General features: G+C 60.0%; 29 protein-coding genes. 5 read left to right on the top strand and 24 right to left on the bottom strand.

Annotated features, from left to right (window positions below; translation table 11 throughout):
- Positions 1-8: 8 nt before the first annotated feature.
- The 15 genes from AC0KVQ_RS10050 to AC0KVQ_RS09980 all read right to left on the bottom strand — a co-directional run bounded on the left by AC0KVQ_RS10050 (position 9) and on the right by AC0KVQ_RS09980 (position 12,953).
- Positions 9-1,124 (bottom strand): hypothetical protein, encoded by a 1,116-nt coding sequence (locus AC0KVQ_RS10050; protein WP_473421023.1) that lies wholly within the window; start codon positions 1,122-1,124, stop codon positions 9-11.
- 7 nt (positions 1,125-1,131) lie between these two features.
- The gene (locus AC0KVQ_RS10045; protein WP_473421022.1) at positions 1,132-2,154 is read right to left on the bottom strand and encodes a hypothetical protein; all 1,023 of its coding nucleotides are present in this window, start codon (positions 2,152-2,154) and stop codon (positions 1,132-1,134) included.
- 2 nt (positions 2,155-2,156) lie between these two features.
- Complete coding sequence (locus AC0KVQ_RS10040) at positions 2,157-3,335, bottom strand: hypothetical protein (RefSeq protein ID WP_473421021.1); 1,179 nt, start codon at positions 3,333-3,335, stop codon at positions 2,157-2,159.
- The gene (locus AC0KVQ_RS10035; RefSeq protein ID WP_473421020.1) at positions 3,332-3,793 is read right to left on the bottom strand and encodes a hypothetical protein; all 462 of its coding nucleotides are present in this window, start codon (positions 3,791-3,793) and stop codon (positions 3,332-3,334) included. The genes AC0KVQ_RS10040 and AC0KVQ_RS10035 overlap by 4 nt, the downstream gene beginning before the upstream one ends.
- The gene (locus AC0KVQ_RS10030) at positions 3,790-5,244 is read right to left on the bottom strand and encodes a hypothetical protein (RefSeq protein WP_473421019.1); all 1,455 of its coding nucleotides are present in this window, start codon (positions 5,242-5,244) and stop codon (positions 3,790-3,792) included. Before AC0KVQ_RS10030 ends, AC0KVQ_RS10035 begins: the two co-directional genes overlap by 4 nt.
- 5 nt (positions 5,245-5,249) lie before the next feature.
- Positions 5,250-5,789, bottom strand: coding sequence for a hypothetical protein (locus tag AC0KVQ_RS10025; RefSeq protein WP_473421018.1), 540 nt, complete (start codon positions 5,787-5,789; stop codon positions 5,250-5,252).
- Entirely contained in the window at positions 5,777-6,853 is a 1,077-nt protein-coding gene (locus tag AC0KVQ_RS10020) for a YncE family protein (RefSeq protein ID WP_473421017.1), read from the bottom strand. The genes AC0KVQ_RS10025 and AC0KVQ_RS10020 overlap by 13 nt, the downstream gene beginning before the upstream one ends.
- Complete coding sequence (locus AC0KVQ_RS10015; RefSeq protein WP_473421016.1) at positions 6,853-7,662, bottom strand: hypothetical protein; 810 nt, start codon at positions 7,660-7,662, stop codon at positions 6,853-6,855. Before AC0KVQ_RS10015 ends, AC0KVQ_RS10020 begins: the two co-directional genes overlap by 1 nt.
- A 130-nt stretch (positions 7,663-7,792) precedes the next feature.
- A complete protein-coding gene (locus AC0KVQ_RS10010; RefSeq protein WP_473421015.1) occupies positions 7,793-8,014 on the bottom strand; it encodes a hypothetical protein in 222 nt (73 codons plus the stop codon).
- Between the two features lie 9 nt (positions 8,015-8,023).
- The gene (locus AC0KVQ_RS10005) at positions 8,024-10,510 is read right to left on the bottom strand and encodes a hypothetical protein (RefSeq protein WP_473421014.1); all 2,487 of its coding nucleotides are present in this window, start codon (positions 10,508-10,510) and stop codon (positions 8,024-8,026) included.
- The gene (locus tag AC0KVQ_RS10000; RefSeq protein ID WP_473421013.1) at positions 10,500-11,150 is read right to left on the bottom strand and encodes a DUF6441 family protein; all 651 of its coding nucleotides are present in this window, start codon (positions 11,148-11,150) and stop codon (positions 10,500-10,502) included. The genes AC0KVQ_RS10005 and AC0KVQ_RS10000 overlap by 11 nt, the downstream gene beginning before the upstream one ends.
- Complete coding sequence (locus AC0KVQ_RS09995) at positions 11,116-11,286, bottom strand: hypothetical protein (RefSeq protein WP_473421012.1); 171 nt, start codon at positions 11,284-11,286, stop codon at positions 11,116-11,118. Before AC0KVQ_RS09995 ends, AC0KVQ_RS10000 begins: the two co-directional genes overlap by 35 nt.
- A gap of 8 nt (positions 11,287-11,294) precedes the next feature.
- Positions 11,295-11,726 (bottom strand): DUF6631 family protein, encoded by a 432-nt coding sequence (locus AC0KVQ_RS09990; protein ID WP_473421011.1) that lies wholly within the window; start codon positions 11,724-11,726, stop codon positions 11,295-11,297.
- A gap of 8 nt (positions 11,727-11,734) precedes the next feature.
- Positions 11,735-12,487, bottom strand: coding sequence for a phage tail tube protein (locus AC0KVQ_RS09985; RefSeq protein ID WP_473421010.1), 753 nt, complete (start codon positions 12,485-12,487; stop codon positions 11,735-11,737).
- A 43-nt stretch (positions 12,488-12,530) separates the two neighbouring features.
- On the bottom strand, positions 12,531-12,953 hold the full coding sequence (locus tag AC0KVQ_RS09980; RefSeq protein ID WP_473421009.1) for a hypothetical protein: 423 nt from the start codon (positions 12,951-12,953) through the stop codon (positions 12,531-12,533).
- A 39-nt stretch (positions 12,954-12,992) separates the two neighbouring features.
- Here AC0KVQ_RS09980 and AC0KVQ_RS09975 point away from each other — a divergent pair, with 39 nt between their 5' ends.
- Positions 12,993-13,655: a plasmid pRiA4b ORF-3 family protein gene (locus AC0KVQ_RS09975; RefSeq protein ID WP_473421008.1), complete on the top strand. Its 663-nt coding sequence runs from the start codon at positions 12,993-12,995 to the stop codon at positions 13,653-13,655.
- A 1-nt stretch (position 13,656) separates the two neighbouring features.
- Here the strand turns inward: AC0KVQ_RS09975 and AC0KVQ_RS09970 are convergent, their stop codons facing one another.
- The 4 genes from AC0KVQ_RS09970 to AC0KVQ_RS09955 form a co-directional block, all read right to left on the bottom strand.
- Positions 13,657-13,938 (bottom strand): head-tail joining protein, encoded by a 282-nt coding sequence (locus tag AC0KVQ_RS09970; protein ID WP_473421007.1) that lies wholly within the window; start codon positions 13,936-13,938, stop codon positions 13,657-13,659.
- The gene (locus AC0KVQ_RS09965; protein WP_473421006.1) at positions 13,938-14,954 is read right to left on the bottom strand and encodes a major capsid protein; all 1,017 of its coding nucleotides are present in this window, start codon (positions 14,952-14,954) and stop codon (positions 13,938-13,940) included. The genes AC0KVQ_RS09970 and AC0KVQ_RS09965 overlap by 1 nt, the downstream gene beginning before the upstream one ends.
- Before the next feature lie 74 nt (positions 14,955-15,028).
- Entirely contained in the window at positions 15,029-15,406 is a 378-nt protein-coding gene (locus AC0KVQ_RS09960) for a head decoration protein (RefSeq protein WP_473421005.1), read from the bottom strand.
- Positions 15,407-15,409: 3 nt separating this feature from the next.
- Positions 15,410-16,702: a S49 family peptidase gene (locus tag AC0KVQ_RS09955; RefSeq protein WP_473421004.1), complete on the bottom strand. Its 1,293-nt coding sequence runs from the start codon at positions 16,700-16,702 to the stop codon at positions 15,410-15,412.
- A gap of 89 nt (positions 16,703-16,791) precedes the next feature.
- On the opposite strand from AC0KVQ_RS09955, the gene AC0KVQ_RS09950 reads away from it, so the two are divergent.
- A complete protein-coding gene (locus AC0KVQ_RS09950) occupies positions 16,792-17,016 on the top strand; it encodes a TA system antitoxin ParD family protein (protein WP_473421003.1) in 225 nt (74 codons plus the stop codon).
- Positions 17,017-17,060: 44 nt separating this feature from the next.
- Here AC0KVQ_RS09950 and AC0KVQ_RS09945 read toward each other — a convergent pair whose 3' ends face one another.
- Genes AC0KVQ_RS09945 through AC0KVQ_RS09930 form a run of 4 tightly spaced genes read right to left on the bottom strand, consistent with a single transcriptional unit; the run spans position 17,061 to position 21,281 of the window.
- Positions 17,061-18,545: a phage portal protein gene (locus tag AC0KVQ_RS09945; RefSeq protein WP_473421002.1), complete on the bottom strand. Its 1,485-nt coding sequence runs from the start codon at positions 18,543-18,545 to the stop codon at positions 17,061-17,063.
- On the bottom strand, positions 18,545-18,751 hold the full coding sequence (locus AC0KVQ_RS09940) for a phage head-tail joining protein (RefSeq protein ID WP_473421001.1): 207 nt from the start codon (positions 18,749-18,751) through the stop codon (positions 18,545-18,547). Before AC0KVQ_RS09940 ends, AC0KVQ_RS09945 begins: the two co-directional genes overlap by 1 nt.
- A gap of 7 nt (positions 18,752-18,758) precedes the next feature.
- The gene (locus AC0KVQ_RS09935; RefSeq protein WP_473421036.1) at positions 18,759-20,726 is read right to left on the bottom strand and encodes a phage terminase large subunit family protein; all 1,968 of its coding nucleotides are present in this window, start codon (positions 20,724-20,726) and stop codon (positions 18,759-18,761) included.
- 18 nt (positions 20,727-20,744) lie between these two features.
- On the bottom strand, positions 20,745-21,281 hold the full coding sequence (locus AC0KVQ_RS09930) for a hypothetical protein (RefSeq protein ID WP_473421000.1): 537 nt from the start codon (positions 21,279-21,281) through the stop codon (positions 20,745-20,747).
- A 92-nt stretch (positions 21,282-21,373) separates the two neighbouring features.
- On the opposite strand from AC0KVQ_RS09930, the gene AC0KVQ_RS09925 reads away from it, so the two are divergent.
- Genes AC0KVQ_RS09925 through AC0KVQ_RS09915 form a run of 3 tightly spaced genes read left to right on the top strand, consistent with a single transcriptional unit; the run spans position 21,374 to position 22,922 of the window.
- Entirely contained in the window at positions 21,374-21,586 is a 213-nt protein-coding gene (locus tag AC0KVQ_RS09925) for a hypothetical protein (protein WP_473420999.1), read from the top strand.
- Between the two features lie 49 nt (positions 21,587-21,635).
- Positions 21,636-22,088: a DUF3489 domain-containing protein gene (locus AC0KVQ_RS09920; RefSeq protein WP_473420998.1), complete on the top strand. Its 453-nt coding sequence runs from the start codon at positions 21,636-21,638 to the stop codon at positions 22,086-22,088.
- A 21-nt stretch (positions 22,089-22,109) separates the two neighbouring features.
- On the top strand, positions 22,110-22,922 hold the full coding sequence (locus tag AC0KVQ_RS09915) for an HNH endonuclease (RefSeq protein ID WP_473420997.1): 813 nt from the start codon (positions 22,110-22,112) through the stop codon (positions 22,920-22,922).
- Here AC0KVQ_RS09915 and AC0KVQ_RS09910 read toward each other — a convergent pair.
- The gene (locus tag AC0KVQ_RS09910) at positions 22,914-24,182 is read right to left on the bottom strand and encodes a site-specific DNA-methyltransferase (RefSeq protein WP_473420996.1); all 1,269 of its coding nucleotides are present in this window, start codon (positions 24,180-24,182) and stop codon (positions 22,914-22,916) included. The two genes, AC0KVQ_RS09915 and AC0KVQ_RS09910, sit on opposite strands and share 9 nt — an antisense overlap.
- Positions 24,183-24,289 lie beyond the last annotated feature (107 nt).

The raw sequence follows: 24,289 nt of genomic DNA, 5'->3' as shown, positions 1-24,289 counted from the left end.
CGCAGACGTTAAAACAGCAGTAAAAAGGCGGCCGTGTTCGATACCGACCCGGCCAAGCGTCCCCGCAGCAGGCCGAGCAAGCGTGCCTGGGTACCCAACTCTTCGCCTTGTTGCAGGTGGGCTGTGCCACGCAACTGTGGCTTTGCTTCTGCGCGCAAGCGCAGCGGGAGGGTGAGGCGTCCTTGCAGTTGCACTGCATTGATGCAGCTGGTCATGGGCAAGGATGTGCCGCAATCCAACTCGGCCCGAGACTGGTGCTGGAGCGTTACCTCGCCGTTCAGGCGCAAGCCCAGATCAAGCTGGGCCTGAGGCTGCAGGCTGACTGTCACCAGGCCCACCAGGCGAGGGTCGCGCCACAACACTTCCACGGCCACCTGTGCCAGATCGCGTCGGGGCGGGTTGGGCAGGCTGAGGGCCTCCAGCGCCAATTGGCTGGTCCGAACCGGGGCACGCGGCAGCGTCAGCACTTCTAGCGCCAGTTGCCCCAATCGGGCTGCCGGCTGGGGCGCAGTCAGAACTTCCAACGGCAACTGCGCCAGGCGCGCGGGTTGGGGTTCCAGCAAGCTGGCGCTGAGCTGGTCGATACGGCCGCCTGATCGAAGCAGTACACCCACCCGACCCGGAGCCGAGAGACTGCTGTCATTGACCTGCAGCCGGGGCGTACCGGCCACCGTGAGGCTGAGCAGGCTGCCAAACACCTCGAAACGCAGGGCAATATCAACATTGAGGCTGTGACTGAGCTGGATGCTAGCCAGATCGGTAGCCACGCCATTGACCACCCGGCGCAGTAACCAATACGTGCCATCGTAAAAGGCGAGATAGCCCGACTCACTGCCGCTGCTGCTGTAGCGGGCGGCCAGGCCAATGCGTTTGCCGGAGGAACTGCTGAAACGCACCACGGCATCAAGGACATAATCGGCGGAATCAGGAATGACCGCGTTGGTATACAGCGCACTGACGGTGCTGGAACTACCGGTGACGCGACCTTCGATGGCGAGTACGGTCGAGGTGGCGGTATACGGTGTGCCATACGCTGTCCAACTGGAGCCAGTTTCGGGCAGATGCGCGGCAAGCGCGGTATCGCTGGCAGCACTAAAACTGTCCAGCAGAAATGGGCTGGCCATGACTCGGCTACTCGCTTACCACGATGCCGGCTTCGAGCGCATTGACGCCTGTCGTGGTCCAGGGCAAGCCGGTGGCCGGATCGGTTTCGTGCAGGGACACACTGTAGACATAGCTGGTCGACAGTGCGACGACCGGCCCCGTGACTTCGTTCTCGCCAGAGCGCAGCAGATTCTGGACCTTAGCCAGCCCGGCATCCGCCTTGGCGACATAGTTATTCAACTGCACGCCCAGCACCGAACCATTGACCGGCAAGTCAGCCAGGCTCAGGGTTTCCTTTTGTCCAGGCGTGATGCCACTTAAATAATCTGCCGTGTTCGGTGAGGTTTCATCGACCAGGACGGCATGGTCGGTCCCGGTCGAAGGGGTCCAGTCCTGATAACTGCCGGGGCCGGTGGGGTAGAGCGTATCGATGCGGATATCGCCAAGGAAATCCGTGTTGCTCGTGCCACTGGTATCGCACAGGTAAAAATCGTCGTAATAGACATTGGCATCATTGGATCCCGTGATGCCGAGACAGACGTAATTGGCGAAGGCATTGCTGGTGTTCTGGGTATCGACGCCGCTGGCGCTAAGCCAGGTAACGCCATTAACGCGCAACTCATAACTGCCCAGGCTGTTGTCGATCGTGGCTTTGAATTCGAGGTACTGCCAACTGCCGAGGGGCAATGGCACATCACTGATCCCCAGCAACGTGCCACCACCACGCAATACGCGTAACTTGGCGGTCGTATCCAGAAATACATACAGCTGCTGGGTGGCGCCATCGCGCAGTTCAAACAAAGGCTGGCCACCGCCGGTATCCGGCATTGTCGGCGCATTGATGGCCACCCCGAGAATCAAGGTGGAACGGGCTGGAATGTTTTTATAAATACCACCGTTGGAGCCCACCATAAATGCACCGCCACCGCGGCGACCACTGGTGGAGCGAATATCGTTGGCATAGTTGGACGTCGAATCGCGTGCAGTCCACTTGCGCGGGATATCGTTGAAACCGTAATGGTCGAAACCATCCATAAAAATCAGGGCCATATTCAGAATCCTCGGGCAAGGGCGACCAGATCGTAGCGGGCACGTGCTGCGCAATAGATAAATCCCAGCCGGTCGGTGCTACCGGGCGTGACAGACAGATCGATGGCGGCCAGATCACTGCCCAAATGCACTTCAGGCCCGAAGCTGGCCAATCGGCCGCCCACCGCGTCTTGGGTCAGTTCCAGAATGCAGCGCTGCCCATCGGCCGCTCCGGTGAGGGCAATGACCGGATGGCCACCAAGGGTGAGACGGATGCTGTCGGCTTGGGCAAAATCCGCGACCAAATTCGCTGCGTAGGTCAAGGTCAGCACGGCCGGGCGATAGGGGCGGGCGCCGACCGAGAGCAACTGGTTGCCATCGTGGTAAACGAAGGTCAGACCGGGTGGCAATTTGAGGCCATTGCCGGAGGTGGTCTTGAGCGTCAATTCACGACCGCCGCTGGTGGCATTCTCGACCAGCCACACCCGCGGCCCGGCGGTGGGTACGCTGACCGCAATCGGGGCGGTCAAGGTGCCGGTCAAACTCAACAGTGCGGCATTGGCCTCGGTCGCGGTCAGGGTCACGTTGAGGCCGCCGGCCACCGACTTCACGGTCCGGCCAGTCTGCGCGCTGCGGGCCAAGGCACCGGCTTGAGCGAGCGTTTCTCCGACTTCCAGGCGTGCATCCAGCCCTTCAAAACTTTGCCCCAGCGCAGAACTGGTCTGCGCGGCCAGTTGATCAGCCGCACCCCAGATCACGGTGGCTAGTCGCGTCAGGCTAGTAAAACTGCTGCCACTCCAAACGATGCGATACAGCGCTTCGCTGGCACTGGTGCTGCGTAGCGGCGCACCATTGCTGTCGACCTGCAAATAATAGGTGCCCGCCGGTTGACCACTGAAACTGAGCGTGACCGTGGCTGTGCTGGCCAACACCAGTCCGAGCGACGGCCGCCAACACCATCCTGGCGTCAAAGTGAGCACGGTACCGCTGCCGCTGGCACGATAGGAATCGGCACCGATTACCGCTACGGCATTACCCAGCAAGGCTTGCAGGGCAGCTCCGATCGAAATCGCGCCGCCGAAACTCGATCCCAGCAGACTGCGCAGGGCTCCCAGTTCAGCTTCCAGTGCGGCAGCATTGGCATTGTGCTTGGCGATGTAATTGGTATCGCCCGCGGCAAAGCGCGACAAACTCAGGCTCATGTCCGGATCTCCCGCAATTGCCCACCTTGAAACAGCCCCGTCGCACCATACGGCGTGGCACCATAACGCCCGAGCGTCGCCAGTTCCCCATATGTGAGCGGCCGCGCTTCGATGCCAAGTTGTTGAATCGCCCCAAACTGCAGCGTGGCCAGATTCAGGGTGAAGCGCTCATAGCGTCCGGGCATTTCCTTGGAAAACCCCACCACTTCGAAGCGACCATTGGTCGTGCGCCGCAGGCGACAGGCATTGCCGGGCTCGGCATACATCAGTTCATGGTTGGCGCGTGCCAGGGGTACATTCTTGAGGATGGCATTGGCCTGGCCGATGTCGACATCCACGGCATAGATCAGGGCGCTGCCGTCGGTAACGAGCAAAGCCGGCCGGGTCAGCACCTTGCCGTCGAGCTCGGTCTGGGCCGCGGTAATCTGCGCCTGGGTAATCGCCGTCAAAAAACTCATACCTGAAATCCTTCCAATGCCAGCACGGCCGGCGACCCAGGTGAACAGTCGCGTTGGTAGCCGGTCACATACAAACGCGTACCATCGGGCAAGGCGACGATATCGCCGGGTTCAAGGCGCGGGTCATCGACGATGCTCACCCCGTAGCTGCTCGCGGCACGCACGCGATAGGCCAACTCGCGTGCCACCATCGCACGGGCATGATCGTCATGCAAAATCAGATCGCTCTCGAGTTCGTCAATTGCTTCGCGCCAGGGCAGCGCTTGGGCATCGACGGCTTCGGTGGTGTTACGGCCATGCACGTAGTCATAAGGGATGCCCCAAACCTCGTACGCCCCGGTCCCGATCGAGGCCAACGTCAGCATCACCGACAATTCCAGCGCGGCATGCACCATCTTGCCGACAGGGCTGGTGGGCCCACCAAACGGCGGGGCGATATCCGGGATGGCCCCGGCTGCTTTGACCAACATAAACGTGCCGACCAGCCCCGGCACCCACACCGCCGTTTCCAGTTCGATCACCCCGCCGGTATGCGCGGTCTGACGAAAATCTTCCGAGCACACCGGCAGGATGCCGCTGTTGGCGCTTTGCTTGATCACCAGCCGTGCTTCCTTGGCGCGCTGGGTACGGTCTTGCGACCAGTACACCTCCTGCTTCTGCTGTACCTGAAAAAATCCCGCGGTAATGTTGGCACTGGCCAAGGACTGATCCTGCTGTGCGACTTCAGTCAATTGTGGATCGAGCCATCGCAATCGCACCGCAGTCGTCGCAGATTGCGCACGGGCCCCGGTGATGGCCAGGATCTGCTCAGACTGCAAGATGACATCGGCCGGACGGGTCAAGTCGCGCGCGCGGGCGCGCAGCCGCCCCAAACCATCGATAAAGGGTGAGAAACCGGCTGGCAGCAGTAGCGTTTCGAGCATGTCCCAGGCGGTGAGATCGGCCAGTTGCAGATTACTGTGCGGGATGGCGTAGTCGAGCGCCGGCAGCAGAATCTCGTGTTCCTCCAGCCCGACGTTGCGTGCCACATCGGTGGCGATCTGATCGAGGCGGGTGCCGAGCGAATACAGATCGGTCACGCGACGACTCGAGCGCCAAGCCGGCAGCGCATCGCGGGAACGGGCCGTGAGGGTGAGACGATGCTCACCCGGCGCCAGGCGGTAGTCACTGAGTGAGGCAATCAGCCCCACCCACGCCAGCAAGTCTGCACGCCACAGGGCCAGAATCTGGCCGGCTTGGGGCATCGTCACGCCATCTAACTGATGGTGCCAGTGCAGCGTGAGCGTTACTTCGCCGGGACGTTGTTGGGCGCTGGCGACATAAGGGCTCAGGTCAAACGGAGCAGGCGCCGCATCGGTGGTGACTGCCGCCAGCGTGGTACTCAAGGGGTAGAGGCCCAGCGTGAATTCGCGCACGCTATCCAAGGTGGGCGCGCTAAAACGGGTGTCCATGGCAATCAGCAGCGATCGATCACGCGCAAGGTCAGCGCCACTGGCGCCGCGACCCAGCCTTGACGGCTCAAGTAGTCGAGCGTGATGCCCTCGCCACTGCCGACCTGCAAAGCGCTGATCACCACGTTAAATCCCAAGGGGCTGGCGTAGCTCGGCCACCACTGGCAGTAGCCGAGGGCCGGATCTGGTGGGTTTTGCCAGAAGGCCAGCAGCAGGCGTAATTGACTCATCGGCATGGCCAGTCCACCTTCACCGCGCCAGCGTTCTATGACGACCCCATCGCGCAGCGTGCCGCGCCACAGCGTATGCACCTGACCGGCCAGGGTCTTGCTGCTCGACCAGATCGGCGGTTGCAGCACATCCTGATCCAACCCGCTCCATTCATCCGGGGCTTGGGCATAATCGAGCGTCCCCAAGGTGGGGTGGCATAAGCGGCCGCGTCCAGGTGTGGCCTCGGCCGGCGGCAAAATGCTCAGGCTCAGCGTTTCGCTGGCAGGACTGCCCGCGCCGATCACAAATTGGCTTGATGCACTCAGGACAGGCATGGGGTCTCCAGCGTGAGGTGGATGGTTTCGTGGCCTTCGGCCAGCCCGGTGATGTGGATGATCGCTTCTCCGCGACCATCGAGACTGAGGGTCTGTTGCGACAGCGCGAGTTGGCTGCTGGCCTGGAACTGGACCGTGCCGCTCAGTCCTTCGCCGCGATCGCCGATGGCTTTGACCAGCACGGGCGTGGGCTGGCCAGCGCGCAGGCGCCGCAGCGGCAGCGGCGCACACAAATGCGTAGCGACCGGACGCAAGGCGTAACCCTGGATGCTGGTGGTATAGGCAAAGCCGCGTGCGGCCGGCGGTTCGACCAGTAGTAGGCGACGATAGCGCGGATCCCAGGCGATGCGGGTCGAGCCCAACCACAACGCCGGGCCTGGGCCGAGTTTGAACGCGCCATAAATGCGGCCGTTGGCATAGTCGAGCAAGAACAACTGGCGCGATTCGGTCAGAACATAGGCGCGGCTACCGCCCTCGTAGCACAGATCGACGGGGCGGAACGGCAGACTGATCGTATGCGACCACGCGCCGCTGGAAAGTCGGTAGACCTGCAAGGACCGGTTGCTGTTGACCGTGGCGATCAACCAATCTTGCGCCAAGTCGATCAAGACCGCGCCGAAACTGATCACGCCAAAGGTTTCAGGCTGGAGGGTTTCGCCGGTGGGTTGCGCATTCGGCCCGAGGCGCTGCAGGGGGCCAGTGATCAATTGCAGCCACAACTCGCCGCCACAGCCTTGGCGTACGTCTTGAGCGTAATAACCACCGGGGGCCGCATCGCGTCCTAAAAACTGGCCACTCTCGGCATCGAACGTCCACCGCCAGCGCGCCCAGCCTGGCCACCAGCGCTGACGGGTCCAGCCGGTGATCACCAGCGTGCCGGAATCGATCAGTTCACCATCGGTGGCGCTGTGGTAGAGACCATCGATGCGATCCAGGCATTCAAAGCCGTCCTCGCCCAGCAAGTCGGCGTTGTAGAGCGCACTGGGCAACAGATGCGAGGTGCCGGCTACTTCCGCCATGGTGCGATAGGGCAAGTCCGCACTGCAAAAGTTTAAGCACAGCATCAGCAGGCCACCTCCACGCGCAGGGTGATCGTCATGCCACTGGCCTCCAGGGGCGCATCGTAATAGGTTCTGGCCCAGCCCTCCGCATCGGTCGTGGTGGCGTTGAGCAATAATTCACCCGGACCTTCCACGGTCCAGCGCACCACTTCATTCGGGCAAGGTTCTTGATGGGCACCGAGCACGCGGGTCTGGCACTGCACGCGATGGCCGGCTTGCAGCGGGGCCAGCAACATCGGCGCGCTCAATTGGGTTGGCTGCACGGTCGGGGCCCAGAGGCGCAGCGCATGCTGACCATCGTTGGTGTGCAAGGACAGATAGACGCCGTGACGGGCGGCGTACCAGAGTCCGCGGCAGGCCATGCCGATGGTGCCGATCGCGCCGACCTGACGCTGGGTGAGCCAGTCGTAATGCACGAACTGACCGGTTTCTGCGCCGATGACCAGATGGGTCGGCTGGGCCCCCCAGGACAGGCTGTTGCCATTGGACAGTCCGGTAAAACTCGTCTCGCGCTGCCAGTCCTGGCTGAAGTCGAGCGGCCGGCAGTCCAGGCGTGAGCCAATCGGATAGAGATAACGATCGTGCAGGCGGGCATAGTTGTGTGATGGGGTGATGATCTGCGCATTGAGCCGAACACCCCGATACAGCGTGAGGGGATCCACGGCCCACTCACCGGGATCGGTGATCAAGGTCTTGGTCATCGCGTAGCCATGGCCGCGATTCAACGGCCCGCCCACGCCGGTCAGCGCGAGCCCATAGACCAGACTGCGATCATCCGCGACCAAATAGGCCGCGCCGTCGAGCTGGACCAAATAGATCCCCTCATTGGTGACCGGCAGCAGCAGTCCTTGGTCATCGAGCCAGATCGGCATGCCGCTCAATGAACTACCGACGGCCTGCCCGCTGACGCAATTGATAATTGGATGGGGACCCGCCAGCAGTTCAAGTGCCATGGCGCACCTCGATCTGAACCGTGCCGCTGCCGCCTTGCGGGTAATACACCGCCCAGGCCCGGCCGTGGCGGTCGGTCGCACCGGCCAAAGCGACAATTCGGCCCGGTCCGATGACGATTGACCAGCGCACCAGCACGCTGGCGGGGCCGTCGAAGGCGAGCAGGGCCGAACCATCCGGGTGCGGGGCCGCAGGGTAAGCCGTGATGGTCATGGGATTTCCTCAACGGTTGGCGTGAATGCGCGCCAATTCGCCTTCGAGCCAGTTGCTCAAGGTCATGTGCAAAGCTTCGGGCGCAACACGCAGATTCAGATTGACCAGTGGATCGGTCGGCGCGGCGGGGGCACTGACCAAGCCTCCGGTCGCAAAAGCGAGCGCGGGCAGTCGCCGTAGCGTCGGGCCATGGCCGAGGCGGTTGATGCCTTCCAGAAACGCCACACCGACCTGGCGCACGGCAGCAGCCCGGACCACGTATTCGCCGTCGGACAGGCGCGCTGGGATCGAATCCGAGGTGGCCGTCCCTGGGCCGGAAACGAAACCGCCTTCCGCCAGCTGTAACCCAAACAGGCTGCCAATCGAACCGAATAGCCCACCCATGCCGCCGCCAGCACTGCCGCCCACCGCACCGAACAGGCTCTCGGTCAGCTTGGAGGCGAGCTTGCGCGAAATCAGATCCAAAAAAGTGTTGAGGATGCTTTTGCCGAATTCAGACACCGCCTGCGAAGCACTCTTGGCACCGCTGAGCAGATCCTTGAACATCCCGGCCATGCCGTTCTGCACCGCCCCTTGCAAGGCAAGCCCGGCTTCATTGGTCACCTGTTTCAGACTGGTGATCTGATTGCCGAATTCAGCCGCCCGATTCACTGCATCCGGACCGATGATGCTGGCCACAGCAGCCATGCGCGGCAGCATCTGATCAAGGGCCGTCGCGGTCTGCCCGTGCAATTGCACGATGCGTTCGCGCGCCTGGGTTTCCGTCAATAACCCAGCCTGGCGCTGCAGATTGATCGACTCCTCGGTGGTGCGCATGCGGGTCAGTGCTGCATTGAAGTCGCGCTCAAAGGCGGCAAGATCGGCACTGGCGGCCTTTACGTCGATTAACTGACCGACCGTGGCGACACCTTGCGAGTTGCCTTCGGCACGTAGCCGTTCCAAAAGCGGTTGATACTGGCGTTCGATCGCCGCGCGGCGGTCTGCAGCGGTTGCGGTACCAGTAAGTTCGCCCAGTTCGTCACGTACCCGGGCCAACTCTTCGCGCAGCGCACGTTCTGCGTCAGCGGCTTTGCGTGCATTCGCCATCTCGACATCCGCGCGCTTATTATTCAATACGATGAGCTCTGCCTCGAGCTTGGCGACCTCGGCTTTAGCCTTGAGTCGGACGGGTTCGTCGCGCCTCGACATAGCCAGTCGCTGCTGTTCCGTCAGTAGGGCTTGCGTGCGGGCAAGCTCGGCCTCAATGGCCTGAGTTTCCAGCAAGGTTTTAGCCGCATAGAAGTCCTTGAGCGAAATGAGCCGATCGTCGAGCGCTTGATCCAGGTTGCGTGTCTGGCGGGCCAGGGCATCTTTGAGCAGCGTGAGTTCCGTATCCGCCTGGGCTTTGGCCAATGCCAAATGACCGCTGCTGGGATCACTGGGACGCTGCCCCGGGGCGCGCAAGCGCTCCAGCAACGCCGGATCTGCTTTGAGTCCTGGCGCACGCACCGTGACGGGCTTGGGATCAAATAAACTGTCCCGAAAAGCCGCCAGTTCATCCAGGCGCTGGATCAAACTGCCTTTGAGTTCGGTGATGATGGCTTTGGCCCCGGCGACATTGCCCGACAGCGCTTCCACGGCTGCGGCCATGCCCGCGCCGATGGCCTCACCCAAGGCGACGAAAGCTTTACCGACCGTGGCGGCACCGAGGGCCAGCACCTTCAGTGCCAGTACGATGCCATCCAGAATCGCGCGCAGCGTGCCACCTTGCTTGGCTGACTCGACCATGCCGTTGGCCATCTCGTTCATGGCCGGCAGGAAGGCTTCGAGAAGGCGGTTGGCGATGGCAGAAACGGCCAATCGTACCTTGGCCAGGGTGTCATTGAAGACTTCGGCCTGCGCCGCCGTGTCACTGCTAAGCTGCACGCCTAATGCTTGCAGTTCCGTGGTCAGGGCCGCGACGCCGTCCCGGCCCTGATTTAAGAACGGGATCATTTCCGCGCCGGATTTACCGAACAATTCGACCGCCAGCGCGGTCTTGGTCGCGCCATCGGGCATCGCCTTGAAGCGATCGGCCAGATCGAGCAAGACCTGATCGGTGGCGCGCAGCGTGCCATCCTGGTTGCGGAAGGTGACGCCGACAGCGGCAAAGCGCCGCGTGGCTTCCTCGGAACCGCTGCTGGCCGCGAGCATTTGCGAGGCCAGTTTGCGCAGCCCGGCCTCGAATTTCTCGGCTGAGACCCCGGCCAGATCGGCGACCGGCATGAGCGTCGATAACGATTCGACCGTGATACCGACCCGTTGCGACAGCTTATTCAAGCTGTCGGCTGAATCAAGCGCCGTCTTGACCATGGCGCCGAGGCTGGCCGCAGACAGAGCGATGCCCAGTCCGCCGAGCAGCCCGTTGAGCGACTTGGCGGCATGGCCCAGATCACCCAGATTGCGCTTGATCGAATCAAAGGCGGTTCGGGTCTGATCGACGGCGGTAATCAGCAGTTGCGCACGATTAGTGGCCATGGATTTTTACCAGTTCCTGTTGAATGGCCGCTGCCAGACGCGGTAGTCCGCGCTCGACCGTGCCGCGCAAATCGAGCCGGCGTTTCAGTGTCACCGCCTTGACCAGTACCGCGATCGGGATTTCCTGGCCGCGCTGCAGCCGTTTCACGCCGCTGCGCTGCCGTTCTGCACGTTTGAACCGAGTCAACGGCGCAGCGTTCTCGCGCAGGTTCTCCGCTATCAGCAACACCTTGCCGTGCTTCTGGATGAAGAAGGCATTGCCCGAGCGCAGTAAAGCTTCGATCACTTGCCGGAAACGTTTCGGACCGATGCGATTCGGCAGCAGTGGAATCAGCAGATTGCCCGATACCGTGCCGCCGGTTTCGTGCAGACCCAACCAGGGGATCTTGCTGCCGATCCACAGCGCCGGCAGGCGATTGGGTTTCTTGTCGATCAGCCGCGAATGCAGAGAGGAGACGAAACCACTGCGTTTCACTGCAAAGGCACTGCGCATTTGCCCCCGAGCCGCATCGCGTAACGCGCGCCCGCCGGATTGCATGCCGCGTGCCACGGCCTGATGGATGGCTTGTCGGTGCGCACTGGACCAGGCTGCAAACTGCTGGGGTTCAAACAGGCCGGCGGTGGTCAGATTCAGTTTCATGATTCAACTCACGCAGCAGGTGCTCGATGGCCCGTTTATCGCCCTGGCTGGCGACTGCGGTGAGGGTCAGGTGCAGGCCGAGCGATTCGCCTTCCCGCACCGACTCGGCGTGCAAGAAGGCTTCGAACTGTGCCAATGTGTAATTCAGGATGTCGGAGAAACGGTGGCCGGCGCGGATGAGGCGGTGGAGGGCGTGGGTCCAGGTTGTACTTGATCTAGGCAGGCGTGGATGCGCTCGCTCGCGGCTTGCACGGCCGGCATCACCCGCTCCACGAAAAAATCGGCATTCACCTCGAACAGCGTCGTGGCCAGGGCAATGGCGGCATCGAGTGGCAAGTCGTCGATCCACGCTTGTGGTCGTCGTGAGGCCAAGGACAGGGTGCGCAGTAGCGCAGTACCGTGGCGGCTCAGGATGGTGAGCCAGTCTGGCTCGGCGCTGGCCAGTTGATCGGCAAACGGCTGGATCGCGGCCAGCAAGGCGGGCACTTCACCGACCCGAATCGGGGTGATCGCCAGCGCCTCGCCGGCAATTTCGATTGAAACCGGTTGCGGCGGAAATGCAGCAAAGTCATTCATGGCAGTCCTCACAACAAGACAATGCGACCAAACTGACCCAATTCCCCATGCGCCGGCTTGAGCGTGTCGGCCAGCACTTGCCCGGATAATTCGAATTTGAGCAGTTCATCGGTGATCAATGACAGCTCCTTGGCGGGATTGATCGCAACCCGATACAGGTCGATCACCACTTCGCGGTTGCTGTCGGCGGTGTTCAAGCCTTCGAACCGCACCCAACGCTCCGGCAGCGGTTGGGTAAAGAGTGAGGTGGTCTGAGCTGCGCCATAGGCATAATCGATGCTGAATGGCTCGAGGTAGGGGCCGCCACTGGTTTTATCCTGAATGAGCAGCGAGCCGTGCTTGGCATTTAGGTTGTATTGCTCGGCTGGCAGCGTTTTAGGCGTGACCGACGCATCCCGTATTTCCACGGCTGAAACATTCTGCCGGGCCAGTAGATAGAGGCTGCCGACCGTCACCGGATTGGGCAGCGCTTCGTCGCTCACCGTGCCACTGGTTTGGGTGCGGGTAGTGCCATACAGCGCCAGCTCCAGATTGCTCGCGATCAGTTCTTCCAGCGTGCAGGAGAATTCGCCTTTCTTGGTTTTGATCAGTTGCAGGTCGGTCAGTCGTTGGCCGCTGCTGGATTCCTGGTGTTCCAGGGTTTCCACCGACAGCGCGACCTTGAGTTCAGGCACGTTGCCGACGTAGCTCAAGCCCAAGGGCTGGCCGTTGTTGTCGCGAGCGCCCAGGTAGACGCGGCCCTGCCCAGAAAAATATGGCATGGTCAGACTCCAAAGAGTGAGTTGAGACGGAGATGAGAAGGGATCAGGCGCGCGTCAGATCGCGCGCGTAGCTGCGGTAGCGGATTTCGTAGCGTGCGGGCAGGGCTACGGCGCCGGCATCGGCGTCTTCGGCCTCCCATTCACAGTCGACTTCGCTGATGCCCAAGGCCAGACCGCCGAGATTGGGGTCTGCCAACAAGGCCTCATGTGCCACAACCAGCATCTGGTCTGCCTGATCAAAAGCTGCTTCGCCGCGACTGAGGACGACCAGGCGCAACAGCAAGGTGCGCTCGACCAGGTCATTGACGTGCGTGTCGATACGATCGCTTTCAGCGAAGAGCAGCAAGGCCGGGCTGGCGTCACGCGTTACCGGTAGCGTGGGTTGCCGCAGCAAGGGGCAGGGCGCCACTGCAGGGGTGAGGCGGCCAACGATCTCGCGCAGAATCCGTTCGCGAATGGAGTTCATGGGTGGAATTTCCTTGGTTTTAGGGGGCGGGTACGTAAAATGGCGCATATTCAATTGCCCGAAATTTCGATCATGGCCGTCGCCCCGCGTAAGAAACATCGTTCAAGCTTTAGCGCCCCTTGCCTCTACACCCTGCACATTGCCCTGTGTCCGGCCGACCTAAAGCCGCTGATCTGGCGCCGCGTGGTGGTGGACGGGCGCATCAGCCTGGCCAAATTGCACCATGTGATTCAGGCCGCCTTTGGTTGGAGCGATGTGCACATGCACGACTTCGAAATCCGCGAGACCCGTTATGCGCTCCCGCGTCCGGACGATGTGATGTGGAACATCCCCACACAGGATTCACGCAAGATGTATCTCAACCGCCTGTTGGCCGAGGGCGACAAGTTGCTCTATCGCTATGACTTTGGCGAGGGCTGGGACCATGTCATTACCGTGCAGCACATTGAGGACTGCGAGGACGATCCGCGCGGTTCAGCCTGGGTGGAGGCAGGCGCACGGGCCTGTCCGCCTGAAGACGTGGGGGGCGTTCCAGGCTATCTGCATTTGGTGGAAACCTTGCGTAACGATCCACACAGCGAAGAAGCGCAAGACCTGCTGCAGTGGTTGGGGGACGATGACTTCGACCCTGAACTGTTTGACCGACGCGCTGCCAATGCCAGCATCATCCGCATGCTGAGTAACGGCTGGGCAGGTAAATAACTCAGGCGCGCGATAGTGTCGCTAGCCGTTCACTGCCGTCGCCGATCGCGCGTACTTCCCGCACCTGAAAAGTTTGACCCGCCACCTCGACCGACTGGCCGGGTGCCAAGGCAGGGAGCCACGCCAGTGGATAGCGGAGGGTGTAGTCCGTCGACAGGGCCAGGCCGTCGAGTACGGTTTCGTCCGGGGCACGGAAAGCGCAATACACCTTATTTCCAGCGGCGATCACGGCCGTCAGCAACCCCGACCGTTGGGCAGCCTCGTAAAATGTCGTGACGTCCATCAGGCCGTCGTCAGTTTGACCAGGACACCCGGGCGGTGACACATCGGCAGCGGATTGGATTGCGTATGCAGGTCTGTGCCGCGATCAAATTTACGCGGCTCCTGTTTGGCATAGAGTGGCTGCCCGAGCGTATTCACCGCTTCATTGAAATCGGCCGGCGCAAAATAGGTCGCGAAGGTATCTACCGTGCCCAGCGGAAACGCATGGGCTTCCCCGTCAGCGATGAAATCCCGAGTCTGGTTGGTGCCCGCACTATCCAGATAACTTGCCTTGCCAACGTACTCTTCAAAAACGATGCCACCAAAAGCAAAACCGTTGCGAACGTCGTCGCGCAGCATGGACCCCTGAGCGTAATTCTCGAAGGCCTTTTCGACCTTGCTGTGACCGGTCAGTTTGGCAAAGAAGGAGGGCGAACATAGACAACGTACTCCAGTCATGAATTCGCCGCGCAGGTTTTCGGTGATGGTGCGAATCACGTCTGCGCATTTGTTGCGCACATTGGTGGCTTCCACATTGAGCTGGAAGTTAACCGCGCCCGGATTGAGCTTGAAGACATCAAAGAGATTGTGTAGCACGCTGCCATCGGCATCGAGAATCACGCCTTTCAAGGCGCCCATACGCAGGTGTTCAAGCGTAATGGCGTGCTTGTTACGCATGGACTCTAAATGTTGGGCCATGACTTGAGCCACCGTTTCCATCTCGGTTTCCGAACCGAACGCCCGCACATCCATGACTTCTTCGGGCAGCACCACGTCTTCCAACGGAATGTGCGGGATAACGAAGGAGTACAACTGGCGTTTGTCATGTTTGTTCTGGGTAGCGGGGCTGCCGAGAGGCAGGCTGGGCAACAGGTTCAGCGTACCGTTGCGTGATTCCACCACGACCGAGCGGGTGCGTACGGGCTTCGCAGGAAAGAGGTTCAATTCTTCCAGGCGGCCGTAGCGGTTGGGGATGAGGTTAATGGCCGCCGTCAGGCTGGCCATCGAAAAGCCGGGGTTTGCAAAAGGATTTTGCATTTGAGATCTCCAGAAATGACAAAACCCGCTGGGCCAGCGGGTTGGAATGGGAGTGAGTAGATCATTAGAACGAATCAGGCAGTATTGCGGACCAGAATGCCCAGGGTTGCCAATTGGGTGATGGCTGCCGCCTGCTGCGGTGCCGTGATGTCGGTTGGCCAGAGCAAGGCATCGCGTGCCACGATGGCGTGCCGGGCGATCAGGATGCCGTCGGTGCGATCCGCCAGTGTGGCGTCGATGTCGTTACCGAGCACGCCGACAGCGATTTCAGAACCATCGGTGGCGGTGGGGTCAAAGGCCTTGAGTTTTGCTGTGGCGGTTTCGCGCCCCAGTACGGTGCCCAACGACAGGATTTGTGGCGTAGCGACAATGGCTTGGTCGCGGGAGTACAAATTCGGTGCTTCATACCGCAATAGGTCGCCGAGATTCATAGGTTGCAAGAGGGTGGGCATGACTTACTCCTTGGGGTTGAGTTTTTTGACGGCGGCGACCACCGGGCTGTTTTCCGGGCGCAGGGAGGTACCGGTGTCAGCCGTGATGCGCGAAGTGATCTCCGGCTGGTCGGCCCGAGCTTCGAGCAGGGCGCGCCGGACTTGTGCTTCGCTCAAACCAGCAGCCAAAAATTCCACGGTACGCTGTGGCTGGCCGGCAATCAGGCACAGCTCAGCGATGGCCTGGGCTTCGATGCGTCCGTTGCTTGCCGACGGCGTGAGCTGTGTACTGGCGGCCATGTCTAGCTGGGGTGTGTCGTTCATATGCGCAGGGTCCTCATTGGGCGTTATGTCAGTCGGCACATCGGTCACTTCACCTACAGGATCGATACCGTCGATATCTTCTTGATCATTCATGGGGTTCTCCGGGTTTGCGTGGATAGAAGGCGTTGCGCTGGCTTGCGTCGCTTGTGGGGAAACCAATCGACGTTTGGTGGCCAGCGCATCGGCGAACTCGGCCAGCACCTGATCAAACGGCATCACCGCATCGGCCAGTCCTGCGGTCACGGCATGCTCCCCGAAATACACGCCAGCCTCCGTGGCACGAATGGCCTCTGAATCGAGCGCACGCATGTGTCCGACTTGGGTGACGAAGATGGTGTAGAGCCGGTCGACTTCCGCCTGCAATGCCGTGGTGGCCTGCGGCGTTAGCGCTTCGTGTGGTGAAAAATTGTTCTTGTGATCGCCAGCGTAGACAGCGGTGTAAATAAGACCATCCTTGGCGTCCTTGATCGCTTGATTGACATGCAGCGCAATCACGCCGATGGAGCCGACACCAGCGGTCTGTGACAGTGTCAGGCGTTCACACGCGGCGGCAATAGCATAGGCAGCGGAATAAGCGGCATCGTTGGCATGCGCCCAGACCGGTTTGATCTGGCTGGCGGTGCGAATGCGCGCTGCCAGTTCGAACACGCCACCCGCTTCACCCCCGGACGAATCCATATCGAGCAGGATGCCGGCGACCTGTGGATCGGCCAGCGCAGCGTCGAGACGCGCGCCGATCTCATCGTAAGACATCAAGCCGGAGGCCGCGTCGATACCCATCACACGTTTGACCAAGGTGCCCACCACGGGAATTACGGCGATACCCGTCGGCGATGACGCGTGCGCAAGTTTCGGCGCTGGCATCGGGAGTGCCATATCCATTTCGGGCAGACCGATCCGCGAACCGAGCACCGACAGGATGACATCGAGTTTCGGACGCGCAATGAGAAGCGGCGTCCCGATGATGCGGGACGCCAGATGGGAAAGCAGCATCGTCGATATTCCTTGGTTGATTCACCACGTTTGTGGCAAATTGAAAGTGGTAAAAATCTTTGTCCGCAGAGAGGCTCACAATGAGCACGTTGACCTCTATTCACATCGAGCAGAAGCTCTACGACCAGGCGCGTAGCGACGCCATGAGCGAGCACCGCACGATCGCCGGGCCGATCGAGTACTGTGCCAAGATCGGGCGTGCGGCGCTGGATAATCCGGATCTGCCGGTGGGTTTCATCGCCGAGTCGCTGGTGGCCCTGTCCGAGCCCCGTGACGAAACGACTGTTTTTATGCCGCGATCGAAACGCCCGTGAGCTACGCACTGCGGCAGGGCCGCACGCGAATTTCTATCGCGACCTCAAGCGTTTGTAGGGGTTGAGTCGTCCGACTTGGCAGAACCCGCCATCTGCATCGGCTGGTCGTGGCGCGGGTCAGAATCGAAGACCAGACCGAGTTCATCCGCACGCTGGTTGTCAGCTGCGATCTCGCGATCGATATCCTCTGCGTCATAACCAAAGGCTGAAATGGCTTCTGAGCGTGACAGGAGTCCTGCACGGATCGCGGTCAGCATCGCATCGAATTCTTTCTTGGGATCGACCCACTGCCAGCCTTGCGGAATCCACTTGGCCGACAGATACTCACGGCGACGACGGCTGAAACCGGGCAGCACCAGTGTTCCCTCGAGGACGGCTTGCTCCATCCAGGCACGCCAAATCGGGCGACACAACTGATGGACGATCACGCCATGCTGGATGGCCTCACACCGGCGCCGGAATTCCAGCAATCCCGCACGGATCGAGGAGTAGTTCACCTGCGTCAGATCTCCGGTCAGCATCTCGTAGGTGATGCCCATCGCCGCAGCCACCGCCCGAAACTGCATGCGCAGGAATTCGGCATAGCTCGCCCCGACGTCGGCGGGTTGGCTGAACTTCACATCTTCCCCAGGTTCCAGGATCTGCATCGTGCCCGGCTCGAGTCCGGCCAATGCCACACCGCTGGCGTCCGCCAGTCCTTCGCCCATCAGATTGTCCTCAGGCGACAGGCGCGTGATAAAGCCAGCGAACATCGCCGCGGTTTTCTTGCGCACGAGTTCGGCATCGTCGTATTGGTCGAGTTCGTTGAGCTTGACCAGCGCCCGGGCGAGCCACGGTTCGCCGCGAATCTGTCCCGGTCGCAAGGGCCGAAACACGTGAATCACTTCAATGGCTGGTACGCGCACCGTGTCGATGCCGCCAGTGCCGGACATCGGTGCCAACGAACCGTCACCAGGATGTGACCGATAGAGGTGATACGCCACACGCCGGCCAAGACGATCAAATTCGATTCCGGCCCGCACCACATTGCCAGAGGCCAATTCATGATTCAGGGTGGCCGGTAGGTGCTCGGGCTCGAGCAACTGCAATTGCAGTCCGACGGCCATTCCATCCTCAGGGCGGCGATAGCGCAGCCGCACCAAACATTCCCCACCTTCGAGCATGGCGCGACAGGCCAGGGCCTGCAGTCCGTAGAAATCGGTCAGTCCTACGGCGTCGGCTTCCTCGCACCAATCCCACCACAGGCTGTGAATGGCCTCGCGCACAGTTTGATCGGCCAGCATGCTCTGCGGCTTGATGCCGGTGCCGATGGCGTTCGAGACGAAGGACTCGACACCCGCCGCCGCCCAGGCATTGCGCCGTACCAGATCGCGACTCTTGGCGCGCAACTCGTTCTGGGTGTACGCCAGCGCGGCGACCGCGCCGGGATTGCCGACTTGCCAGGCAAGTGCCCGGCGTCCGCTACCGATGCCATCATAGGTCGGTGCCGTGCCAAACAGCTCGCGCCGCAACTTGCGAAACCAGCCCATCAGGTTGCCTTTCGTGTGGTGATGCGAATTTGCCGTGCGAGTGGGCTGCCCTGGCCTCGGGCCAACTCCGCTTCGATTGTGCGAATTGCCGCCTGGAGTTCTTCGACGGAACGGTATTCCACGGTCTTGTCGCCAAAGCTCACGCGCCGTTCTCCTGTGGCCAAGGCGCGTTTGAGGGCGTCGAGTTGGGTGAGGGTGTACGTCATCAGGTTCTCATCGGCTCAGCCAACGGCTCTTGATCACGCTCCTGCCTGCAGAGCGAGTGCCAGAAACAACAAGGCCACCGCTAGGGGTGGCCTCACCGCTATTATTAGTACTCGGTATCGTGGGCGGTGGATCTGCTGAGGACGCCATGCCCAGTTGTCGCTCCAGTTCACGCCAATGGCGCTCCTCGAAGCGGTCCAGTCCTGCCGCCGATGCAGCGGCGCGGGCATAGACGTAACAGTCGAGCGCTTCATTGCGTTCACGCATTTTTTGCCACTCGCGCACCGGAAAGCCGTTACGGTCACGGCGGGTAATCAGTTGCTCGGCGCAGAGTTGCTGGATGAACTCGGCATCTACCTTCGGTAGATGGATGAAACCGGTGGGGTAACGGATTGTGACGCCATCGGTTTCGACATCCGCGGTTTTGCGCAGGTTGTTATACAGCTCCAGCTTAGCGATGCCGCCCGCCACTGAGAATACTTTGATGCCGCGGCGCAGTTTCTTGCCGCCTTGGGTCATATCGACTGCCGTCGGAGTCCCAAGCAGTGCCGCACCGCGTGCCACTCCCTTGATCGCCATCACCCGTGGATCTCGGCATCCCCGGACAAAGGCATAAGATTCCTGCGTGGCAAAGCCGGTATCTAGCGCAAAGCGGGCCAGTGGCATCAAGGCGCCTAAGACATGTGTCCAGCGCTCAGCCAGCAACTCGCCGAGACGTTGCCATACGGCATCACGGGCGGTATCGCCCATCAGCACCCGATGTTCGACCAGCCAAGCTTCCTTGCCGCGACCAAAGGCCCAGATCGAAACCTCGATGCGATCCTTCTGTACATCGGCCCCGCCCACCAGCAACAAGCCACCCAACGGCACGGAGCTGATCCGGTAGTCCTCGCGGCGCTCGACCAATCGTTGCCAATCCGGTGCTTCGCCTTCTTCAACCCAGGTTTCACCCAGCTCGGTATTCTTGAAGGTTTTGATGGCCGATGCAGAACCGGTTTCCTTGTTCACGGCACCTTCCCATGCTGCGGCAATGTCACGCCAACTGCGCCACCCCACTGGGCTGTAGAGCGAAGACAAGTGAAACCCTGCTGTCCTCCCCGCATATTCGTTTGCGGTTATTTGCCATTGTCCCTGTTCCAGCATCCAGGTTTTATGGTGCTCAGCAATCGCGGTATTACAAGATTCGCAGATGTAAGCAGCCGTTTCCGGCCGATCTTTATCCCAGCGCAGTTGCTCGAAACGTAGCCACTGGCGATGTGAACAATGGGGGCAGGGCACGAAATAACGGCGTTGATCCGAGGCTTCGTACTCGCGCTCAATCGCCGAAGCACCCGATATGGTGGGCGTAGAAACGATGAAGATTTTGCGCCGCGCGAACGTGCGCGTACGCGCTTCAGCCAGTGTGATGGCATCACCTTCGCCGTCGACGTCCTGCGGATAACCATCTACTTCATCCAGAAATAGATAGCGCACCGGCATCGAGCGTAGGCCAACCGCGCTGTTGGCTCCGGTCATGACCAGCACGCCCCCCCGAAACTCCTTGGCCAGAATGGTGTTGCCAGAATCCCGGGCGCGCGGGGGCGCGATGCGCTCGGACAGTTCTGGCGACTCATCAATCAGCGGGTCGATCCGCTGCTTTGAATTGCGCTTGGCCATCTCGACGGTGGGTGACACCGCCATCATCGGTCCCGGCGCCAACTGGATGACATAGCCGATCCAGTTATTGCCACACTCAGTTCCGCCGACCTGGGCGCCTTTCATGAACACCACTCTCTCGACAGGTGACGTCGGCGATAAACAATCCATGATTTCTTTGAGATACGGGGTGCGGTTGGTGCGCCAACGACCAGGTTCGGACGCGGACTTACCTGACAGGTGGCGATAACGGTCAGCCCATTCTGATACCGTCAGTAATGGATCAGGCTTTAATCCTTCCTGCCATGCGGCTTCGATTTCCTGCGCGCCGTCGTAGGCCATCACGGTTAGGTTACCTCATCAATCAATCCTCGCCTTGATCTCAGCCATTTCATTCAGATGGTCATGAACAGCGCGCTCCAGCGTCACATGCAGCGCATGGGGATCCACCTGTAATTCAGCGGCCATTTGCGCCGACACGCGTGATGGCCAATTGAGCCAGGCATCACGCTCTGACCGCGCCAGCATAAAAACATGGGCGAGCGCCTGCGATCGATCAACCAGTTCGCCCTTGAGTCGGGCCAGCCGCACTTTACCGGTCTGGGCTTTGAGGACTTCATTGGCCGTGCGAGCTTGCAACAGTGTGGTGCCGCCACCCATGGATTGCGGGGTATCACCCAATGTTTCACGCACGGTGGTGATGGCGGTATTGGGCACCAGTCGGTTCTGACTACGCTGTTGTGCCGCATCGGTATTGCGCACCCATTCCCGGTTGGCACGTACGGGATCGATGGTGCCATCGGCCTCTGGCGTGATCCGTCCGGCTTTGATCGCCTTGCGTACCGCGGCATCGGACACCCCGCGTTCGCGGGCGTAGGCCCGGATCGAAATACCCATTCAAAACCCGCAGAAATGATGGAGAAATGACTTGATGATCTTCCGGAATGAAGCGTTCATATAGTCACACCCCGCAATCAAGGAGACACAACATGGCTACCAACCAAACCGCAATCGAAGCTTTTATCGCCAAGGAGAACGAATTCGATGCCTTGGTGCAACGCCTAAAACTGATGAGCGACACGCGTTTCGGAATTGACCCGGACAGAGCGAACTGGAGTCATGTCGGCGACCTCGATCGTTACATCAAGTTAATGCAGCAAGTCACTGATATTTATTTCAAAGAAGGCGAGTTCGCAGAGTAAACACTATGCCTTGGCACGATGCCAGAGCAACTCCTCAAGGAGAATGATTATGACCATTTCAGCTACACAAGCCGCAATATTGATGGCTGCGGCCGAACACCCGCAGGGCCAACTCCATTGGTTTCCGGAAGGGGTAAGAGGCGGCGCCCGTGCCAAGGTGCTGGGCAGCATGAGCAAGGCTGGATTGATTTTCTGGGCATCGCCGGATGCCGTGTTCTGCCTAACTGCACAGGGGTATGCCGCTATCGGCGTAAATGTCTCAGCCCTCCCGGCAGAAACGACCACCGTGCCCGCGACACGTACTCGCAGCAATACCAAGCAGGCCGAGATCATCCGGTTGCTGTCGCGCCCAGAAGGCGCCACGCTCGACGAGCTGACCGCGGCCACCGGTTGGCTCAAACATACCGTGCGTGGCACCTTGAGCCAGATCAGCAAGAAGCTCTGCATCACGATCGTGTCGCACAAATCAGAAGGTGGTAGCCGGGTTTATCATGCTGTTTGAAAACGTGATTGAGATGGTCATATGCTGATCAATTTGGATCAGGCATCATGTGTGCCATCTCAGTTTCCTATACATGCCATTATGTTCAAGGTTGGAGCGCAATACACACGCCAAAATATCTATGACATTTTGGCGATCCCGGAAGCTCAGCGGGGCGGAGACTGGCTGAATGGCTATCATCGGCATGATACGGATTACTTCATTTTTTGCAGCATTGGCATACCTGGTCGGACTGGTCATGATTATGACAATCACTGGGAAGAAGAGCGTCTTGTCTGGCATGGAAAAACACAATCACACTTCGGGCAAGAGGCCATCCAAAATCTGATCTCGCCGAATTATCGAGTTTTTGTGTTTTATCGCGACGAAGATCGGTCTCCGTTTACCTTTGCAGGCATCGGCATACCACACCCGCATCGGGAGATTGAGCAGCCGGTCAGAATCGACTGGACCTTCGCGCCAGACACTAAGACTACCGAGTTTGGCTGTGATTTCATCGATGAAATCCCTGCAAAAGATGGTGCTGAATTTATCGAAGGCACTCGAATGCTGATCTACGTCAACCGGTATGAGCGGGATAAAAAGGCCAGGGATGCCTGCATTGATCACCACGGTACGACATGCAAGGTGTGTGGTTTCAATTTCGCGGTTAAATATGGCGCATTAGGTAAAGGCTTCATTCATGTCCACCATCTAACGCCCATCAGCCAAATCGGTGATGCCTACGAAGTGGATCCGGTTAAAGACTTAGTACCTGTATGTCCAAACTGTCATGCGATGCTGCACCGGCAAAATCCACCTTTGTCGGTTGAGGAACTCAAAAAATTACTGTGATGGACTGGCATCGTTTTGATCGCGGCTATTAGCAATAGCATCGAAAGCCAGTCCATTTGCATGAGAGATAGCTTGCTGACCGCTGTATTCCTGCCAGCGTCGCACGATCACATCGACATACTTCGGATCGAGTTCAATCATCCGGGCGCGACGGTTGGTTTTTTCTGCCGCGATCAGGGTCGTACCTGAGCCGCCAAACAAATCCAACACGATATCGCGCGTCTTGCTGCTGTTGCGAATCGCACGCTCAACCAGTTCCACCGGTTTCATGGTCGGGTGCAAGTCGTTTTTGACCGGCTTGTTCACGAACCAGACATCGCCTTGGTCGCGCGCCCCACACCAGTAGTGATCAGTGCCGTCGCGCCAGCCGTAGAGAATGGGTTCATATTGCCGCTGGTAATCGGCACGACCGAGGGTAAATGTATTCTTGGCCCAGATGATGAAGGTGGACCATTTACCTCCGGCCCCGCGGAAGGCTTGCTGCAAGTTATCGAGTTCGCTCGAACTCATCGCAATGTAAACCGCACCCTTGGTGAAGTTAAGTAAGTTGGCGCAAGCAGCAGACAGGAAACCGGCGAAGTTTTCGCCCAGGTCATCGTTCATGATCGGTCGATGGGTGCCGCGCAATTTATCTTTGGCCGTATTGGCGTAGTTCACGTTGTAGGGCGGATCGGTGAAGGCCATGTCTGCCAACTCGCCAGCCATCAGCAATTCCAGATCGGCTGGGTCCGTGGCATCGCCGCACAACAGGCGATGTTCGCCCAGCAACCAAATATCGCCGCGCTGGCTGATGGGATTGTCGGTGACCTCCGGTACGGCATCGTCATCAGTCAAGCCGACCTGTTCGCCGTCTGCCGGAGACAGCAGATCATCCAATTCATCCGGATCAAAACCAACCAAGCCGAGATCGAAATCAGCCAACTTCAGATCAGCGAGTTCCAGTCGCAGCAGTGCCTCATCCCAACCCGCGTTCTCGGCCAATTTGTTGTCGGCGAGAATATAGGCGCGCTTCTGATTGGGCGTGAGATGGGCGAGTTCGATCACCGGCACTTCGCTGAAACCCAATTGGCGCGCGGCGAGCAAACGTCCATGGCCCGCGATCACGCCATTGCTCCCGTCGACCAGGATCGGATTGGTCCAGCCAAATTCGACCATGCTGGCGGCGATCTGGGCGATTTGCGCCTCGGAGTGGGTGCGCGCATTACGGACGTACGGAAGCAGCACCGCGATCGGGCGCATTTCAATCTGCAGCTGATTCATGAGATTCCAAGATAAGTGCGAACCGGGTGCGAACTGCGAACCCGGATTTCGGGACTGACGCTAGCGAAACCCTGCGCTGCGCCCACCCGTATTGGTTTAGGGCAGGG

This window comes from Formivibrio sp. oc-25, from assembly GCF_055810895.1.
The sequence above is the reverse complement of the archived record's forward strand: the minus strand, read 5'-3'. Positions and strand labels throughout refer to the sequence as shown.

Coding starts and splice junctions, on each gene's coding strand:
- AC0KVQ_RS09945 (WP_473421002.1), bottom strand. CDS start 18,545: ATGGGCTGGTTTCGCAAGTTGCGGCGCGAGCTGTTTGGCACGGCACCG.
- AC0KVQ_RS10000 (WP_473421013.1), bottom strand. CDS start 11,150: ATGAAACTGAATCTGACCACCGCCGGCCTGTTTGAACCCCAGCAGTTT.
- AC0KVQ_RS09955 (WP_473421004.1), bottom strand. CDS start 16,702: ATGCTGCTTTCCCATCTGGCGTCCCGCATCATCGGGACGCCGCTTCTC.
- AC0KVQ_RS10005 (WP_473421014.1), bottom strand. CDS start 10,510: ATGGCCACTAATCGTGCGCAACTGCTGATTACCGCCGTCGATCAGACC.
- AC0KVQ_RS09940 (WP_473421001.1), bottom strand. CDS start 18,751: ATGACGTACACCCTCACCCAACTCGACGCCCTCAAACGCGCCTTGGCC.
- AC0KVQ_RS10045 (WP_473421022.1), bottom strand. CDS start 2,154: ATGGCCCTGATTTTTATGGATGGTTTCGACCATTACGGTTTCAACGAT.
- AC0KVQ_RS09965 (WP_473421006.1), bottom strand. CDS start 14,954: ATGCAAAATCCTTTTGCAAACCCCGGCTTTTCGATGGCCAGCCTGACG.
- AC0KVQ_RS09990 (WP_473421011.1), bottom strand. CDS start 11,726: ATGAATGACTTTGCTGCATTTCCGCCGCAACCGGTTTCAATCGAAATT.
- AC0KVQ_RS10030 (WP_473421019.1), bottom strand. CDS start 5,244: ATGGACACCCGTTTTAGCGCGCCCACCTTGGATAGCGTGCGCGAATTC.
- AC0KVQ_RS10020 (WP_473421017.1), bottom strand. CDS start 6,853: ATGCTGTGCTTAAACTTTTGCAGTGCGGACTTGCCCTATCGCACCATG.
- AC0KVQ_RS09970 (WP_473421007.1), bottom strand. CDS start 13,938: ATGGACGTCACGACATTTTACGAGGCTGCCCAACGGTCGGGGTTGCTG.
- AC0KVQ_RS09925 (WP_473420999.1), top strand. CDS start 21,374: ATGGCTACCAACCAAACCGCAATCGAAGCTTTTATCGCCAAGGAGAAC.
- AC0KVQ_RS09980 (WP_473421009.1), bottom strand. CDS start 12,953: ATGAACTCCATTCGCGAACGGATTCTGCGCGAGATCGTTGGCCGCCTC.
- AC0KVQ_RS09960 (WP_473421005.1), bottom strand. CDS start 15,406: ATGCCCACCCTCTTGCAACCTATGAATCTCGGCGACCTATTGCGGTAT.
- AC0KVQ_RS09915 (WP_473420997.1), top strand. CDS start 22,110: ATGCTGATCAATTTGGATCAGGCATCATGTGTGCCATCTCAGTTTCCT.
- AC0KVQ_RS10035 (WP_473421020.1), bottom strand. CDS start 3,793: ATGAGTTTTTTGACGGCGATTACCCAGGCGCAGATTACCGCGGCCCAG.
- AC0KVQ_RS10040 (WP_473421021.1), bottom strand. CDS start 3,335: ATGAGCCTGAGTTTGTCGCGCTTTGCCGCGGGCGATACCAATTACATC.
- AC0KVQ_RS09930 (WP_473421000.1), bottom strand. CDS start 21,281: ATGGGTATTTCGATCCGGGCCTACGCCCGCGAACGCGGGGTGTCCGAT.
- AC0KVQ_RS09910 (WP_473420996.1), bottom strand. CDS start 24,182: ATGAATCAGCTGCAGATTGAAATGCGCCCGATCGCGGTGCTGCTTCCG.
- AC0KVQ_RS09935 (WP_473421036.1), bottom strand. CDS start 20,726: ATGGCCTACGACGGCGCGCAGGAAATCGAAGCCGCATGGCAGGAAGGA.
- AC0KVQ_RS09920 (WP_473420998.1), top strand. CDS start 21,636: ATGACCATTTCAGCTACACAAGCCGCAATATTGATGGCTGCGGCCGAA.
- AC0KVQ_RS10050 (WP_473421023.1), bottom strand. CDS start 1,124: ATGGCCAGCCCATTTCTGCTGGACAGTTTTAGTGCTGCCAGCGATACC.
- AC0KVQ_RS09985 (WP_473421010.1), bottom strand. CDS start 12,487: ATGCCATATTTTTCTGGGCAGGGCCGCGTCTACCTGGGCGCTCGCGAC.
- AC0KVQ_RS09975 (WP_473421008.1), top strand. CDS start 12,993: ATGGCGCATATTCAATTGCCCGAAATTTCGATCATGGCCGTCGCCCCG.
- AC0KVQ_RS10010 (WP_473421015.1), bottom strand. CDS start 8,014: ATGACCATCACGGCTTACCCTGCGGCCCCGCACCCGGATGGTTCGGCC.
- AC0KVQ_RS10025 (WP_473421018.1), bottom strand. CDS start 5,789: ATGCCTGTCCTGAGTGCATCAAGCCAATTTGTGATCGGCGCGGGCAGT.